At 71.2% G+C, this 16,944-nt stretch carries 14 protein-coding genes; 5 read left to right on the forward strand and 9 right to left on the reverse strand.

What is annotated here, in order from left to right; all coding sequences use genetic code 11:
- Positions 1-182: 182 nt before the first annotated feature.
- A complete protein-coding gene (locus tag Asi02nite_RS29225; RefSeq protein WP_203717212.1) occupies positions 183-614 on the forward strand; it encodes a peptidoglycan-binding domain-containing protein in 432 nt (143 codons plus the stop codon).
- Positions 615-1,489: 875 nt separating this feature from the next.
- On the opposite strand, the gene Asi02nite_RS29230 is transcribed toward Asi02nite_RS29225, so the two are convergent.
- On the reverse strand, positions 1,490-2,098 hold the full coding sequence (locus Asi02nite_RS29230) for a short chain dehydrogenase (RefSeq protein ID WP_203717213.1): 609 nt from the start codon (positions 2,096-2,098) through the stop codon (positions 1,490-1,492).
- Between the two features lie 125 nt (positions 2,099-2,223).
- Here Asi02nite_RS29230 and Asi02nite_RS29235 point away from each other — a divergent pair, with 125 nt between their 5' ends.
- From Asi02nite_RS29235 to Asi02nite_RS29250, 4 genes are all read left to right on the forward strand, one after another.
- A complete protein-coding gene (locus Asi02nite_RS29235) occupies positions 2,224-3,336 on the forward strand; it encodes a serine hydrolase domain-containing protein (protein WP_203717214.1) in 1,113 nt (370 codons plus the stop codon).
- 4 nt (positions 3,337-3,340) lie between these two features.
- Positions 3,341-4,126 (forward strand): MerR family transcriptional regulator, encoded by a 786-nt coding sequence (locus tag Asi02nite_RS29240; RefSeq protein ID WP_203717215.1) that lies wholly within the window; start codon positions 3,341-3,343, stop codon positions 4,124-4,126.
- 67 nt (positions 4,127-4,193) lie between these two features.
- Complete coding sequence (locus tag Asi02nite_RS29245) at positions 4,194-4,799, forward strand: hypothetical protein (RefSeq protein WP_203717216.1); 606 nt, start codon at positions 4,194-4,196, stop codon at positions 4,797-4,799.
- 380 nt (positions 4,800-5,179) lie between these two features.
- Positions 5,180-8,407 (forward strand): EAL domain-containing protein, encoded by a 3,228-nt coding sequence (locus tag Asi02nite_RS29250; protein WP_203717217.1) that lies wholly within the window; start codon positions 5,180-5,182, stop codon positions 8,405-8,407.
- 20 nt (positions 8,408-8,427) lie between these two features.
- Here the strand turns inward: Asi02nite_RS29250 and Asi02nite_RS29255 are convergent, their stop codons facing one another.
- The 8 genes from Asi02nite_RS29255 to Asi02nite_RS29290 form a co-directional block, all read right to left on the reverse strand.
- Positions 8,428-8,973 carry a hypothetical protein gene (locus tag Asi02nite_RS29255; protein WP_203717218.1) on the reverse strand — a complete coding sequence of 182 codons (546 nt, stop codon included), beginning with the start codon at positions 8,971-8,973 and terminating at the stop codon, positions 8,428-8,430.
- Positions 8,974-9,059: 86 nt separating this feature from the next.
- On the reverse strand, positions 9,060-10,628 hold the full coding sequence (locus Asi02nite_RS29260; RefSeq protein WP_203717219.1) for a multicopper oxidase family protein: 1,569 nt from the start codon (positions 10,626-10,628) through the stop codon (positions 9,060-9,062).
- Positions 10,625-11,077, reverse strand: coding sequence for a hypothetical protein (locus Asi02nite_RS29265; protein WP_203717220.1), 453 nt, complete (start codon positions 11,075-11,077; stop codon positions 10,625-10,627). Before Asi02nite_RS29265 ends, Asi02nite_RS29260 begins: the two co-directional genes overlap by 4 nt.
- Before the next feature lie 107 nt (positions 11,078-11,184).
- Positions 11,185-11,856 (reverse strand): FadR/GntR family transcriptional regulator, encoded by a 672-nt coding sequence (locus tag Asi02nite_RS29270; protein WP_203717221.1) that lies wholly within the window; start codon positions 11,854-11,856, stop codon positions 11,185-11,187.
- 12 nt (positions 11,857-11,868) lie between these two features.
- On the reverse strand, positions 11,869-12,894 hold the full coding sequence (locus Asi02nite_RS29275; protein ID WP_203717222.1) for an ABC transporter permease: 1,026 nt from the start codon (positions 12,892-12,894) through the stop codon (positions 11,869-11,871).
- Entirely contained in the window at positions 12,891-14,489 is a 1,599-nt protein-coding gene (locus Asi02nite_RS29280) for a sugar ABC transporter ATP-binding protein (RefSeq protein ID WP_203717223.1), read from the reverse strand. Before Asi02nite_RS29280 ends, Asi02nite_RS29275 begins: the two co-directional genes overlap by 4 nt.
- Positions 14,489-15,547 carry a sugar ABC transporter substrate-binding protein gene (locus tag Asi02nite_RS29285; protein ID WP_203717224.1) on the reverse strand — a complete coding sequence of 353 codons (1,059 nt, stop codon included), beginning with the start codon at positions 15,545-15,547 and terminating at the stop codon, positions 14,489-14,491. The genes Asi02nite_RS29280 and Asi02nite_RS29285 overlap by 1 nt, the downstream gene beginning before the upstream one ends.
- Before the next feature lie 46 nt (positions 15,548-15,593).
- The gene (locus Asi02nite_RS29290; protein WP_203717225.1) at positions 15,594-16,901 is read right to left on the reverse strand and encodes an L-fuconate dehydratase; all 1,308 of its coding nucleotides are present in this window, start codon (positions 16,899-16,901) and stop codon (positions 15,594-15,596) included.
- Positions 16,902-16,944 lie beyond the last annotated feature (43 nt).

Raw genomic sequence — 16,944 nt, forward strand, 5'->3', positions numbered from 1 at the left:
CGTTAGGAACTCTAAGGCCCGTTCCCCCTCAGTGCCCGGTTCCTTCCGTTCTGGAGCGCATCGCCGGTTCTTGCAGGCGCCCCTCCAAGGGATCAACGATCGTCCATGTCGGTGTTAGCGTCCGCCGTACGCCGGGCGAAGGCACGGGGCCTATCCGCCGGCGCAACGGGGAGGAGCCCGCGATGGGTTTTCGATTCAGGGCCGTAGCCGCGGCGGTGGCCATGGCTGTCCTGGCGAGTGGCGGCGTGCTCGCCGCGACCGCCGGACCGGCCGGCGCCGCCGTGCCGACCTGCAACGAGGCGACCCGCAAGTACAGCGCGTCGAACAAGTACATGTTCATCCCGGTCTACTACTCGACGCTCAGCCCCCAGTGCAACATGCGCCGAGGCAACAAGAACAACGCCGTGAAGTACCTGCAGCAGGTCATGCGTGACCAGTACGACTACGCCATCGCGGTCGACGGCGACTTCGGCCCGGCGACGGAGAACGCGTTGAAGGCTCTGCAGCGACGGCTCGGCATCAGCGCCGACGGGGTGTACGGGCCGCAGACCCGGGACTCGATCTGTTGGCCGCTCTGGGAGTACCCGAACTCCTGCTGGTGGTACGACCAATAACGGCAGGGGTCCCGCGAGGTCGGCCCGCCGCCGCGCGACGGGCCGACCTTCCGCCTTCCCGGTCGGCCACGGACCGGGTTTCGGGGACGACGCCGGCGGCGGCCACGACGCGCCCGGGAGACCCACGTCTGGACTTTGCTCTCACGCTCTGGGCGAAAGTCGGGGTCAGCCCTCGGCCTGGTCCGGACCTCGACCTCGACGCCGTCGTCGCCGCGGACCGAACCAGCGCCACCGCTTACGGCGCAAAGCGCCGCCGCGGGCGGTCAAAGCGCAACCGTGCGCCCGAACCACCCCGACCAAACGCGACCGCCCAAGGAAACGCCACCGCACGGTCAGGGCGCACCGCGGACATGAGCGCGAACCAGCCACCGCGCAAGACAGGCGCGACCGCGGTCATCAGCCCGACCGCGCTCCCAGACGACCCCGGCCCAAGGCCACTGCCCACAACAGAAAAGCCACGGCACGGTCAAAGCCGAACCACAGGTATGACCGCGACCAGCCCACGATCCAAAGTAGAGACGCGCCACCGCGTGATCGAGGCGCAACCACAGACACGGCAGCGAACCAGTGGAACCGCCCACAACAGACCGTCACCGCACGATCAGGGCGCACCGCGGACTGACCGCGAACCAGCGCCATCCCAGGACAGGCGCGGCGGCGCGGTCATCAAGCCCAACATGCGCGCCCGAAGGACTCCGACCCAGCCCGACCGTCCACGACAGAACCGCCACCGCGCGGTCAAAGCCCAACCCTGGGCAAGACCGCGGCCAGCGCCACCGACTGCGACAGAAACGCCGCCCACCCGGCAGCGCGCACCCCGGCGCTCAACGACCGAGGGGCCCGCGCCGCTGACGCTGGCCGCGCGAAGGCCGGGGCTAGGAGTTGGTTTTGTGGAGCTTCAGGATGCGGCCCGTGATCGGGTTGGCGATCGCCCGTAGATAGGCCATGCCCACCTCGGCCGCCGTCACCGGCTCATAACCCGGGAAGTACGGGAAATAGTGTGGCGACTCCGCCAGGACCGTCGGGCTGACGCAGTTGATGCGCAAGCCCCGCGGCAGGTCCGTGGCCGCGGCCTTCACGAAACCCTCCACCATGTTGTTGACCGTCGCCCCGATGGCGCTGTGCCTGGTGAACTCCTCGGCCAGCACCCCCGAGATCAGGGTGAAGGAGCCGCCGTCGGTGATGTGGGGCAGCGCCGCGCGTACCAGATTGATCTGGCCCATGCCCTTCGACGCGATCGAGCTGGCCCACTGTTCGTCGGTCGCCTCCGCCAGCGGGCCCGGCTCGACGACGCCGACCGCGCTCGCCACCGCGTCGAACGGGGCCACCGACGCGAACAACGCGTCCAGGCTCGCCTTGTCGGTGATGTCGGCCCGCCCGTCTCCGGTCGTCCGAGAAACCGTGACCACCGCGTGGCCGGCCTGTTCCAGGGTCGATCGGACCGCCACCCCGATCGGACCGCCGCCGAACACGATCACCTTCATCACGGGCCTCCATCGTCGATCACGAGCACCGCTGCTGTGCTCCGGCTCACCGTTGCGGTTGACCTCGGGTCGGGGTCGAAGCTGGTCGCAGCCGACCGTACAAGACCAGAACCTCGGGAGCGACAATGACCAACACCGACCGTCCAGCTTTGCGCAAGGCCATCGACGACATCGTCGACGCCGGCTTCCTCGGGGTTTCGCTGCGTGTCAACGACGAGCACGGCGAATGGGTCGGCGTCGCCGGCCTCGCCGAACTGGGCGGCACCACCCCGCCACCCGCGAACGGGCATCACCGGATCGGCAGCAACACCAAGACCTTCACCGCGGCGCTCGTGCTGGCGCTGGTGGCCGAGGGCCGGTTCGGGCTCGACGACCCCGTCGCCACGCACCTGCCGGACTTCGGCCTGGACGAGCGGATCACGGTACGCATGCTGCTGCGGCACACCAGCGGCCTGTTCAACTTCACCGGCGAGGTTCACGAGGACGGCTCCGTCACGCTGGGCATCCCCATCCCGTACGGCGCCACCGGGCCGGACTGGCTCGATGACCGCCTGAAGACCTACGCGCCGGTGGACCTGGTCCGGCTGGCGCTGTCGAAGCCGCCGCGGTTCGAGCCCGGGGCGGGCTGGAGCTACTCCAACACCAACTACGTCCTGGCCCGGCTGCTGATCGAGAAGATCACGGGCCGCGCGTACGCCGAGGAGATGCGCCGCCTGATCCTCGAACCCCTCGCCCTGACGGGCACCGTAGTGCCGGACGCCTCGCCGGAGCTTCCCGAGCCGTACGCGCACGCCTACTACCGCCACGACGACACGACCGTCGACGTCACCCGCCAGAACCCGTCCTGGATCTCCACCGGCGGCGACCTGATCTCCACCACCCGGGACCTGCACACCTTCATCTCGGCCCTGCTCGCCGGCACGCTGCTACCCGCGCCGCTGCTCGCCGAGATGTGCACCCCACACCCGACAGGCATCCCGAACATGGCGTACGGCCTGGGCCTCTTCGTCCTGACCACGCCCGGCGGCGGCACCGTCATCTGCCACAACGGCGCGGTCGTCGGCCACGCGGCGCTGATGTACAGCACCCCCGACGGCACCCGCACCCTGACCGCGGCCCTGAACTGCGTGGACGACGCCACCCTGTCGATCGGGGCCGCGTTCCAGCAGGCCCAGGACCGGCTGCTCGAGGAGGTCTTCGGGGGCGTGCGAAGCGATCCGGCACCTGCGGCAGGCTGAGCGGATGGAAAACGGGGTCACGATCGGCCAGGCGGCGACGTTCGTCGGCGTCACCGTCAAGACGGTGCGGCACTACCACAAGCTGGGCCTGGTCAAGGAGCCCGGGCGCGATAGGTCGGGATACCGCCGGTACGGGTCGGAAGACCTGCTGCGCCTCGTCCAGGTGCGGGCCCTGGCCGAGGCCGGCGTTCCGCTGGCCGAGATCGCACCCATGCTGGACGCCGACGCCGACCGGTTCGCCGCCGCCCTGGCCGACGTGGAGCGGCAGTTGACCGGGCGGATCGAGGAGCTGATCAGGCGGCGGGACACGCTGCACCGCCTCGCCGACGGCGACCGGGCCCTGCTGCCCGACCGCGCGGCGGCCCTCCTGGAACAGATGCCCGACCTGGGCTTCACCGCGGACGAGGTCGCCGCCACCAGGGAGGGTTGGGTGCTGGCGAAGGCCCTGGTCCCCGAAGGATTCGACGACTACCTGACCCACTTCGAGCATGCGGTACGGGACCCCCGGCTGGTCGCCCTCACCAGGTCGGCGGCCGAGGCCCGGACGTGGGAACCGGACGACCCACGCATCGAGGAGCTGGCGACGGCCGCCGCGGAGCACTACCTCGCCGACCCGGCACTGCTGAGCACGGTGACGGCGCTGCAGGCCCGCACGGACGCGACGGCCCGCTACACGCTGATCGCCCGCCACGGCGAGGAGCCGACGGCCGCCACCGCGCGGTTGACGGCGCTGTTCGAGAGCAGGCTCCGCGCGGCCGGCGTCCGAGTCCCCGTACTCGACCTCCACTGACGACCTGGCCGGCGGCGGGCGGTGGAAACCGGTGCGCCTCGGTGCTTCCGCTCTGCGATCATGGGGTATGGACCTGCGACCGTTGCCGCGGTGTGTGGAGTGTGGGTGGCGGCGGCCGGGGCGGGCGCCGGCCTGTCGGGCCTGCTCGCGGTGGCTCGACGACGATGTCGCGGCCGCGTGGCGGGGCGCCCTGCGCGAGTACGAGGTGGATGACGTCGACGTCCCCGCCTTCGCCGCCACCGTCGTCGCCGATCCGCGGGGCGTCGGGTGGCGGGTGTTGGACGGCGCGCTCGACCATACGGCCTGCTCGACCTGCGGCGCGGCGCTCGGGTCCGGGGCCACGGGGTGCGCCGAGTGCGACACCGCGCACGGGTGGCGGTGGCTCGCCGCGGAGCCGGACCGGCCCGGGGTGCCGCCCGGCAACGAGCACGCGATCCGGGTCGCGACCGCGGTCGCGCGCGTTCCGTACCGTTTCCCGGCGCACATGGTGCCCCGCTACGCCGTCACGCTTCCGCTGTTGATCGCCGGAGGCCTGCCCAGCGGCGCCGACGCCCGCGCGGCCGACCGCTGGCTCGACAACGGCGGCAGCCTCGAAGCCCTCGATGCCGCGGCCGACACCGCGGAGATCACCGGCCTGATCCGGAGCCCCGCGACACCGCAGGGTTCCGTGTGACATCTGAGGACCATGGAGAGCGATCGATCGACGATGACCCTGCGGACGATGGGGCTCGATCCCTGGTCGCGGACCGCCACCCATGATCCGGGCCGTGTGCGCGACCCACCGCGGACCTGGCGAGTGAAGCGCAGCGAGCGATCTCCGGCGGGAGCGACGGTCGTGCCCACTGCGCACCCGGGACAGCCGATTGACCTTGAAGAACTGTCCTGATTGGCTCTTTGCGGTTGGGGCTGAAGGCCTTTCGTTCCAGCCAAAAGGCTTCCCAAAACGAATCCGGCCGACAAACGCGAAGAACAGTCACTTACTGCCGATCGATCCTGCTACAGTCGTGGTTCGCTGGGGAAACGTCGCCGGAAGTCCGCGCAGGGGGCGATGAAATGCCACGTGCGGTCTCGGCCGGCGCTACGCCGCTGGCCACCGCAATTCCGGCCGGGCTCTTCGTCCTGGCCGGGCTGTTCGCCGCAATCGCATACATCGTCGTCGACAACGCCGTCGTCAGTGGAGTCGTGTTCGCGGTCGTCGGCGCGGGGGCGGCTGCCGCTCTCGTCACCGGCGCGCAATGGCATCGGGCTCGGCCGCGGTGGCCATGGTTTCTCCTCGGCGCGGCCTCGCTGTTCTTCGTCGTCGGCGCGATCATGCGACCGTGGGCGTCCGAGCAGAGCGGCACCGCCCAACTGACCGCCGACGCGTTCACCGTGCCCGGATACGTGCTGATGTTCGCGGCTCTGGTCGGCTTCCTCACCGTCAAGCACGGGCCCAAGCGGCACGCCGTCATCGACGGGCTGCTGATCGGGCTCGGCGCCGGGCTGATATTCGCGCTGTTCTTCTCGGTGCCGGCGGCCGGCATAGACGACCGGTCGGCGGCCGTGTCCACGGTGGCCGGGCTCTACCCGATCTTCGACCTGGTCCTCGTGCTGCTCGTCGCGAACGTCGCGTTCACCACCTCGATCCGCGGCCCCAGCTACCTCATGCTCATCGGCTCGATGGTGCTGTTGCTCGCGGGCGACATCGGCTACGCCATCATCGGGCTCAACGGCACCCTCAGCGGCAACCGCTGGGTCGACCTGCCGTTCCTGGTCGGTTTCGTGCTGATCGGGGCGTGCGCGCTGCATCCGTCCATGCGGGACATCGGGCGCCGATCGCCCTTGCCCGTCCAGGCCTGGTCGTGGCGCCGGCTCCTGCTGATCATCCCGGCGCTGGCGGTGCCGTTCGTCCTGATCGCGGTGATCCCCGACCTGAGCCTGCTCGACCGCGTCGTCCTCGCGGTGGGCGGCGCGCTGATGGTGGCGTTGCTGCTGTTGCGGTCGGTGTCGGCGGTGCAGGCGTACGCGGCCGCGCAGCGCGAGTACGAGTACCAGGCCACCCACGACCACCTGACCGCGCTGCCCAACCGGGCGCTGCTGGTCGACCACGTGGGCCAGACGCTCGCGAAGGGGCCCGATCCGGACCGTCCACTATGGTTGTTCTTCCTGGACCTGGACGGGTTCAAGTTGGTCAACGACTCGTGGGGGCACTACGCGGGCGACCGGGTCATCGTCGAGGTGGCCCGCCGGCTGCGCCGCACCGTGCCCACCGGCGCCGCGATCGCCCGGGTCGGTGGCGACGAGTTCGTCATCGCGCACGTCTCGACCGAGGCCGACGCGATCGCGCTGGCCGAGCGCATCCTGGCGAGCCTCACGCTGCCGCTCAAGGCGACCGCGTCCGACGTGGTGGTGTCCGGCTCGATCGGCATCGCCGGTTCGACGGTGGCGGGCGAGCCGAGGACCGACGATGGCGTACGCGACCCGCACGCCGCCGGTTCCGCGCTCGTCACGGCCGAGGGGCTGCTGCGCGACGCGGACACCGCGATGTACCAGGCGAAGGCCGAGGGGCGCGGCCGGTGGGTGCTGTTCGACTCGACCATGCACGACCGGGTACGCGACCGGATCGACATCGAGCTAGCCCTGCGCCACGCTCTCGCGCACGACCAGCTCCGCCTGGCGTACCAGCCGATCGTGCGCCTCGCCGGCGCCCGCCTGACCGGCGTCGAGGCGCTGCTGCGCTGGGAGCACCCGGTGAAGGGCACGATCCCGCCGACCAAGTTCATCCCGGTCGCCGAGGAGACGGGCCTGATCACCGACCTGGGCCGCTGGGTGATGCGCGAGGCGCTGCGCCAGCTCGCCGAGTGGCGCAAGGACGACGTGGTCGGCGAGGACTTCTGGCTGTCGATCAACGTCTCGCCGCGCCAGCTCCGCGACCCACGCCTGCCCGGCGAGCTGGCCGAGGCCCTGGTCGAACACGGCCTGGACGGCTCGTCGGTGATGCTGGAGATCACCGAGTCGGTCATGGTCGACGGCTCGCAGGTCACCGACCAGGTGATGGCCGAGCTGCGCGGCCTGGGCGTACGCCTGGTCGTCGACGACTTCGGCACGGGCTTCTCGGCGCTGGGCTACCTCCGCCGCCACCCGGTCACGGGCGTCAAGATCGACCGCTCCTTCGTCGGCGGCCTGGGCACGAACCCGGAGGACGAGGAGATCGTCCGCGCGGTGGTCGCGATGAGCTCGGCCCTGGGCCTGACCGTGGTGGCGGAGGGCGTCCAGACCCAGGCGCAACGCGACGTCCTGCAGGCGTTGGGCGTCGTGTACGGGCAGGGTTGGCTGTGGGGCCGCCCGCAGGACCCGGAGACCTTCGCGCGGCTACGCCAACCGGCCTCGATCGGGCGAGGGGCGGCGGCCCTGGAACGCGCGGCCCGGACGGTGCCGGACCGGCCGGTCCGGTCGTCGCCGCTGGAGTCGTTCCCGCGGCTGGGCCCGGAGCCGGCCCGCGTCAACGGCGACAGCGAGGCGACCCGCCGCCTGCTGGCGCCCCTCCCGGGCGAGCCGCCCACTCCCGCACCGGTGGTCAACGGGAACGGTGGTCGCGGTGACCGGGAGCAGGCGCCGGATCGGGTGACGAACGTGGCACCGGCCAACGCGGCTTTGAGCGACGCGGCGCAAGCCCGCGCGGCGCGAGACGACGCCGCGCCGGGCGATGCGGTGCAGGCTCACACCGCGCAAGCCGGCGCGGAGCCGGATGAGTCGTCGGAGCAGGACGGCCGTGATCGCCGGTCGCCCACGGAGGCGGACCTGGACGTGGCAGCCGATGCCGCGGCGGCGATCTCGCTGACGATGGGTGGCGAAACCGCCTCCGCCCGCCAGGGCGATGACGATGATGAGGCGGCGCGCGACCGGCCGCGACCGGTGCCCGGCAGCGCGCGGGACTCCAGGCCCGTCGGGATGATCTCGCTCGCCGCGGGCGGCGACCCCGCGGATTCGGCAGAGATCGCCGACTCCGGCGAGGTCAACGGTCGCGCGGTGCTCGCCGGCACAGATGCCGCCAACGGTCGTCCGTTGGACGCGATGACCAACCCGGCGGCAGGCCCGTCGAACGGCAACGCCGGCCCGGGGCACGAACCGGCAACGCCGACGGAGCCCGTGCCGCGTATCCCGGTCAGGAACCGCCGGCGGTCCGCCGGCGAGGCGACACCCGCTCCGCCCGCCGGGGACGCCCAGTCTCCTGACACGGTCGAGGTGGCGCGTCGTGCCGCGAGCGCCGACAGCGACTCCGACGACGACCCGCTTCGCTGATCCCCGGCGCCCTCGCGGCTTCAGGAGGCGGTGGGGAGTTCCCAGCACCAGAAGGCCTGCGTGTCCAGGCGGGTCGGGACCACGTCCGGGGTCAGCGCAGTCAACGTGCGGGTGATCGCCCCGTCCAGGTGGCGTGCCTCGTTGCGGGCGCAGATATCCATCGCCGCGATGCCGGCGTTGGCGCGCACGATCCGCCACATTCGTTCGATCATGGTTTCGAAGACGCCTGAGCCGCGTTGGGAGTCGGCGATGGCGAGGAAGCCCAGGTACCAGACGCGGTGTTCGGCGTAGTGGTCCGGCCAGCGGTGCGCGAAATAGTCCGGGGAGATCAACGGCATCGCGTCCAGGTCGTTCGTGAACGTCGACAGTGCACACAGCGTGCCCTCCGGCGTCAGGGCGACGTATTTCTCCACCCGGTCGTCGGCCATGACCTCGTCGAACTCCGAGCGGTGCATCACGTGTCTCTGCACCGCCGCCCTGCGGAGCTCCTCGAACGCCGTCGTGTAGAGGTGCCAGGCCTCCTCGAGTCGTGTGCCGGTCAGGACCTTCTCGACCTCGACATGCATGAGCCCGCCCGATCTCGATCGACGACCAGCACCGAACGCTACCGAGAAAACCGAAAGATGCAAGGTCATTCACATTATCTGATTGATCACTCAGGCTCGTTTTCCGCCTTTCCGCCGATCATGTACGGGGTCGTGTAGCCCTCATATGCCAGGTGGGCGACCATCCCGTCCGCGGCGTGCGGCAGGTTGTGGCAGTGGTCCATCCAGATGCCGGGATTGTCGGCCTTGAAGGCGATCACATACGTCTCGCCCTCGTCGACGTCCAGCGAGTCCGTCCACCACGGACTGCCCGTCGCCGGCACCCCGTCGCGGGAGAGCACCAGCGCGACGTGCCCGTGCAGGTGCATCGGGTGCACCTCGCCCGAGTCGTTGGTGATGGTCATCCGCACCAGGTCGCCCGCGCGGAACATGAACATCGGCACGTCGGGATAGAGCCGCCCGTTCATCGTCCACCACAGCCCGGGCCGCCCGTCGAGGAAGCCCGGCCACCGGTCGATCGTCAGCGTGAAGTCGCGGTCGAACTGGCTGGTGTCGAGGTCGACGGGCGCCGGCGTGCCGTAGGAGAGCAGGTCCAGCACCGCACCGGCGGGGTCCGCCGCCGGGGCCGCGGCGCCCGGCGGCCCGAGCACCAGCGACGACCCCGCGCCGAGGTCGACCCGGACCGCGGCGCCGGCCGGCGGCGTCACCGACAGGTCGGCCCGGCCCCCGGCCGCGATGACCAGGTCACGGTCGGTCACGTCACCGGGCCCGTGCAGGTCGTGCCCGTCGATCGCCAGCACGCGGTAGGGCGCCCCCGCCACCGCCACCCGCAACGGCCCGTTGTCGGTGTTGACGACCCGGACCCGCGTCGGCACCCCGGCCGCGGCCGCGACCCGCCGCTCCCCCGTCGCCCCCTGCACCGTCCGCCGCCCGTCATAGGTGTGCACCTGGGCGACGACATCCGGCGAAGCGGCGCCGGGCAGCACCACCAACGCCCCGAACAGCCCACCTTTCACCTGTTCGTGGGACACCTGATGGGAGTGGTACCAGAAGGTCCCGGCATCGGTCACCCGGAACCGGTAGGTGTGGCGCCCGCCGACCGGCACCGCGTCCTGGGTCACCCCGGCCACGCCGTCCTCGGCGTTGGGCACCCGCACCCCGTGCCAGTGCAGGGCCACCCCGTCGGCCACCGACTCGTTGACCAGCGTCACCGCGACCACGTCACCGACGGTCGCCCGGATCTCGGGCCCCGGCGACCCACCGTTGAGCGTGTAACCGGTGACCTGCTCCCCGCTGGCCAGCGCGAACGACCCGGCCCGCGCGGTCAGCGTCATCGCCACCGCCGGCGCCACGTCGACCGGCCCGGTCAAGGTCGCGACCGAGACCCCGCCCCCGTGCTGGTGCCCGCCCCGCGGCACCGGCCCGCCCCCGTAGTCGGCGACACCCATGTCCATGACGGAGTACGTGGACGGCAGCCGGCTGTCGTACCAGAGATAACCGAGCGTGCCGACCAGCACCAGCGACAACCCGATCGCGCCCCAGCGCAGCAACCGCCGGCCGAGAACCCGGGGCCCGGCAGCCTCCGCACCGCCGGTTGGTTCGACCGTATCCAGGGCAGCCTTGTCGGCCCCGGCCGAGCCAACTGCCTGCTCGGCCGGGTCGTGCAACGCCGTCATGCGCCCGCGGGAACCCCGGGGTCACCCACCGGAGCGGCGGCGACGGGGGTCTCGGGCCGGTTGGCACGCGCGCCCGCCATGCCGGCGACACCCGCGATCGCGAACGCGTTGAGGGCGTGCAGCATGCCCACGACCGGCGCCCCGAAGGACGCGAACGCGAGCGCGATCTGTAGGACCACCAGCCCGACGACGGCCCAGGCCAGCGCCACGCCGCCGCGCACCCTGGCGAAGAACGAGACGATGCCGAAGAGCAGCGCGAGCACGGGAATGACCATCATGCCGACGGCCGAGTGCACGACCGCGCCGGCGTTGGCCTCGGAGTCCTCGGTGAACGGGACGCCGTCACCGGCCTTGTTGATGATGTCGAACGCGCTCCAGGCGATGACCAGGACCTGCACCACCACACCGAGGGCGATCAACCGGGACAGCCAGACGTAGAGCGACCGCATCGTGAACCCCGTCCGCAGAAGTCGAAGTTGGACGCGATGACTCTATGACCGGGGTACGACGGTTCCGTACTCGGCCGGGAGTATCCGGGTGTACGCCCGGCGACGTATCACAACGCCTGCCGCAGCCACTCCTCCACGCCCGCGATGTGCACGGTCGCCCACGACCGGGCGAGCTCCGGCTCCCCCGCGGCGATCGCGTCGACGATCGCCTGATGCTGTTCGCGGGTCTTGTCGACGGCCCCCTCCTGGGTGAGCCCGCGCCAGATCCGGGCCCGCGTCGTCGGCCCCGACAACCCGTCGATCAACGAGCACAGGGCGGCGTTGCCGGACCCGGCCGCGATCGCACGGTGGAACTCGAGGTCGTTGGCGACCAGCGCCTCCACGGACGGCGCAGGACCGAGCTCATCGAGTACGCGCTGCAGCTTGGCCACCTCCGGCTCGGTCATCCGCCGGGCGGCCAGCGCCGTCGCCGCCGGTTCCAGGATCCGGCGGACCTCGAGGAACTGCAGCACCGTGTCGTCGCGGTGGAAGTCGACCACGAAGCTGAGCGACTCGAGCAGCAGGTCCGGCGAGAGGCTGGTGACGTACGTGCCGTCACCCTGGCGTACGTCGAGCACCTTGATGATGGAGAGCGCCTTGACCGCCTCGCGCAACGAGTTGCGGGACAGCCCGAGCCGCTCGGCGAGGTCGGCCTCCTTGGGGAGACGGTCTCCGGGGCCCAGGGCCCCGGAGACGATCATCTCCTTGATCTTGTCGATCGCTTCGTCGGTCAGCGCCACCGCGCGGCCCCCTCAGTCCTGGGCCTTGCCCGTCGTCACCCGGGCCAGCATCAGCGCGACCAGGATGATCAGGCCGTAGATGGCCTGGATCCACTGCGCCGAGACGCCGGCGAGCGTGAGGATGTTGTTGATCAGGCCGAGCACGACGACGCCGCAGAGCGCGCCGAACAGCGTGCCCTTGCCGCCCTCCATGCTCACCCCACCGATCACCGCCGCGGCGAACACCGTGAAGATCATGCCGTTGCCCTGCGCCGACGCGACCGAACCGAGCCGGCCGGTCATCAGCAGGCCCGCCAGCGCGGCGAGCAGGCCACCGACGATGAACACCACGAAGATCACGCGGTCGGCCCGGATGCCGGCCGCGCGGGCGGCGTCACGGTTGCCGCCGATGGCGTACACCGCACGCCCGTGCCGGAACCACCCGAGCACCGCGATCCCGATCGCGAACAGCACCGCGCAGATCCAGATCGAGGCCGGCAGGCCGAGCCAGACCGCGTTGCCCAGGTAGAGCACCGACGACGGCAGTTCGAACAGGTTCTGCCCGCCGGTGATGCCGATCTGCAGGCCGCGCAGCACGATCAGCATGCCGAGCGTGACGATGAACGCCGAGAGCCCGAACCGCAGGATCAGCATCCCGTTGAACGCGCCGATGGCCACGCCGACGAGGAGGCAGATCGGGATCGCCAGCGCCGCGGACCACTCGGTGCCCAGCCCGTTGCTGGCCGCCGGGATGACCAAGGCGACGGCGAGCGCCGGTGCGAGACCGACGGTCGACTCGAGCGACAGGTCGAACCGGCCGCCGATCAGGATGATCGCCTCGGCCAGCACGAGCAGCGATAGTTCCGTCTGCTGCTGCAGCACGTTGATGATGTTGGCGCTGCTCAGGAACACCGGGTCGATCAGAGCACCGACCAGGACCAGAACGATGATCGCGGGTACGAGCGCCAGGTCCCGCATCCGCGCGAGCCGCGGCCCCCGCAACCGGCGCGCGGCAGGCGCATCCGGCGTAGCGACGGGCGCGGTCGTGGTGCCGCTCATGACTCCGCTCCTTCTGCTGAAACACCTTTGCCGGCCCGTGAGCCGCCTTCACCGGCGGCCGCCCCGCCGTCGTCGTCGACGCCCTCGACCGCGGCGACCACCTGTGCGTCGTCCCAGCCGTGGGCCAGGGTGGCCGTGATCCGGCCGTGGAACATGACCAGCACCCGGTCGCAGTGGCGCAGGTCGTCGAGTTCGTCCGAGATCATCAGGACGCCCGTGCCACCGTCGGCCGCCGCGCGGACCGCGCCCAGCAGCGACTCCTTCGAGCGCACGTCGACACCGGCCGTCGGGTTGATCAGCACCAGCACCTTCGGGTCCGTCGACAGCGCGCGGGCCAGCACCACCTTCTGCGCGTTGCCGCCCGACAGGCTCGACACCGGCGCGTGCGGGCTCTCGGTCCGGATGTCGTACTTCCGCACCATCTCCGCGGCCACCGCCGCCCGCCGCCGCGGCACGACGACGCCCGCCGGGCCCAGCCGGTCCGCGATCGGCAGCGTCGCGTTCTCCGCCACCGACAGCAGCGGCACCAGGCCCTCGCGGTGGCGGTCCTCGGGCACGAGCCCGATCCCGGCCCGCAACGCCGCCGGCACCCCCGCGCCAACCGGCGCGGAGCCCACCGACACCGTGCCCCCGTCGGCGCGACGCAACCCGCCGACGGTCTCGGCCAGCGACACCTTGCCGCTGCTCCCGGAGCCGGTCACCCCCACGATCTCCCCGGCGCGCACCGACAGGTCGATCCCCGTGTACGCGCCGGCGAGGGTGAGGCCCGACAGCGTCAGCGCGGCCGCGGCCGACGACGGCACCGACCGCGGCGCGACGGACGTGAGCCCGACCGCCTCGCCGGTCATGGCGGAGACCAGAGCGTCGTGCCCGACCGCCGACACCGGCTCGGTGAGCACCCACCGGGCGTCCCGCAGCACGGTGACCGTGTCGCACACCTCGTAGACCTCGCGCAGGTGGTGCGAGATGAACAGCATCGTCACGCCGGCCGCGGACAGTGCCCGCATCCGGGTGAAGAGCCGCTCGATCGCGGTCGCGTCGAGCCGCGCGGTCGGCTCGTCGAGGATGATGAACCGCGCGCCGACGGAGAGCGCCCGGGCGATCTCGACGAGCTGTCGCTGCTCGACGTTGAGGTCCCCGGCCAGCGCGCCCGGATCGACCGCGACGCCGTACTCCTCCAGCAGCGACGCGGCCCGGCGGCGCACGGAACCCCAACGGATCACACCAAAACCGGCCTGCCGGTTGAGGAACAGGTTCTCCGCCACCGACAGGGTCGGGATGATGGTGGACCGCTGGTAGACGCAGGCCACCCGGCGGCGCCAGCCGTCGCGGTCGGACGGTGCCGGCGCCGGCTCGCCGCCGAACGACACCGTGCCCTCGTCGGCCCGCTGCAGCCCGGTGAGCACCGACACCAGCGTCGACTTGCCGGCGCCGTTGCGGCCCACCAGGGCATGCGTCTCACCCGGGCGCACCGTGAGAGACACATCGGACAGTGCGGTGGTCGCGCCGAAGCGCTTGGTGATCTGGTTGGCCGAGACGGCCGGGGGCGGGGCGCCAGCCCCACTCCCGGCCGCGTCGGAGAGCACTGCGGTCATCACTTCCCGATCTGGTTGCCCCACAACGACGCGTCGTCGACGTTGTCCTTCGTCACGAGCGGCGCCGGCAGCTGGTCCTCGAGCACGCCGTTGCCGACGTCGATGATGGTGCTGTCGTGGTCGGTAGGTCCAGGGGTGAACGTCTTCCCCTCGACCGCGGCCTTCGCGTAGAAGAGCGCGTACTTGGCGTAGAGGTCGGCCGGCTGCGAGACGGTGGCGTCGATCTCGCCCTTGCGGATCGCCTCGAACTCCTGCGGGATGCCGTCGTTGGAGACGATGAAGATGTGCTTCGGGTCGGTCGGCGGCACCAGCAGGTTCTTGGACTTCAGCAGCTGCAGGGTCGGCGCCAGGAACACGCCGCCGGCCTGCATGTAGATGCCGTTGATGTCAGGGTGCTGGGCGAGCCGGGTCTGCAGGGCGGCGGACGCCTTGGCGCCCTCCCACTCGGTCGGCTCCTCGAAGACCGTGATGCCGGGGAACTTGCTCTTCATGCACTCGGCGAACGCCTCGGACCGGTCGCGGCCGTTGACCGACGAGAGCGAGCCCTGGAACTCGACGACCTTGCCCTTGCCGCCGAGCTTCTCACCGAGGAACTCGCACGCCTTCTGGCCGTAGGCGCGGTTGTCGGCCCGCACCACCATGAAGACCTTGCCCTTGTCGGGCCGGGTGTCGACGGAGACGACGGGGATCTTCTTGCTCTCCAGCGTCGCCAGCGTCGAGGCGATCGCGCCCGTGTCCTGCGGCGCCATCACGATCGCCTTGGCGCCCTGGGCGGTGAGCGCCTGGGCGTTGGCGACCAGCTTCGCGATGTCGTTCTGCGAGTTGGTCGGCGTCATCAGGTTGATGCCGCTCTCCTGCGCGTACTGCGGAATGTACTTCGCGTAGGAGTTCCAGAAGTCGGAGTCGGCCCGGGGCAGGTCGACGGCGATCTGGGCGCTCGCGTTGCCGGTGCCACTGCCACCGGACGAGGCGGGCTCGGACGAGTTGCAACCGGCGGTCGCCGTGACGAGCGCGGCGGCGAACGCCACACCGACGACGGCGCGTCTCTTCAGGTTCATCACTGTCCTCTGTGGTGGGGAGAGGGATGGGTAGGGGTGGTGCGGGTCAGACGGCGCGCGACCAGGCCGGCCCGTCGGGGAAGGCGAACCGGGCCCGGCTTTCGGGGCGCATCGTCGAACTGAAGCCGGGCGCCTGGGGTGCCAGGTAACGACCGGCGCGGATCTGCACGGGATCGAGGAAATGCTCGTGGAGGTGGTCCACGTACTCGATGACACGGTTGTCCATGGAGCGGGACACCGCGACGTAGTCGAACAGCGAGAGGTGCTGCACCAGCTCGCAGAGGCCGACGCCGCCGGCGTGCGGGCAGACGGGGACGCCGAACTTGGCCGCGAGCAGGAGGATCGCGATGTTCTCGTTGACGCCGGCCACCCGGGCGGCGTCGAGCTGCACATAGGACACCGCGCCGAGCTGGAGGAGCTGCTTGAAGACGACCCGGTTCTGCACGTGCTCGCCGGTGGCGACCGGGACAGGGGCGATGCCGCGGGCGATCGCCGCGTGCCCGACGACGTCGTCGGGGCTGGTCGGCTCCTCGACCCACCAGACGTCGTACGGAGCCAGCGCGCCGACCCAGTCGATGGCGTCGCCGACGTCCCACCGCTGGTTGGCGTCGACAGCGATCCGGATGTCGGGGCCGCACACCTCGCGGGCGATCCGCAGGCGGCGGACGTCGTCGGCCAGGTCGGCGCCGACCTTCAGCTTGATCTGGGCGAACCCGGCGTCGACGGCCTCCCGGCACAGCCGGCGCAGCTTGTCGTCGTCGTAGCCGAGCCAGCCCGGCGAGGTGGCGTAGGCCGGGTAGCCGTGCGCGAGCAGCTCGGCGACCCGCTCCTCACGTCCCGACGCGCCCGGCTGCAGCAGCGCGAGTGCCTCGCCCGGGGTCAGCGCGTCGGTCAGGTAGCGGAAGTCGACGAGGGAGACGAGCTCCTCGGGCGGCATCGAGCCCAGGAGCTGCCAGAGCGGCAGGCCCGCCTGCTTGGCCTTGAGGTCCCAGAGCGCGTTGACCACGGCCGAGATGGCCATGTGCATGACGCCCTTCTCCGGCCCCAGCCAGCGCAGCTGCGAGTCGTGCACCAGCTCGCGCCAGAACGCGCCCAGGTCGTCGAGGACGTTCTTGACGAGGCGGCCGGCCAGGTAGGGCCGCAGCGCGGCGATCGCGGCCGTCTGCACCTCGTTGCCGCGCCCGATGGTGAACGCGAACCCGTGCCCTTCCGGCTCCACTGGCTGGTCGGTGCGCAGCACCACGTAGGCGGCGGAGTAGTCCGGGTCGGGGTTCATCGCGTCGGAGCCGTCGAGCTCGCGCGAGGTCGGGAACCGCACGTCGTAGGTGTCCAGCGACACGAAGCGGGCGGTCATCGATGATCCTCACGCGCATTCATAGATCCGATGTTTACCAGGT

This window comes from Asanoa siamensis, from assembly GCF_016862555.1.
GTDB lineage: Bacteria > Actinomycetota > Actinomycetes > Mycobacteriales > Micromonosporaceae > Asanoa > Asanoa siamensis.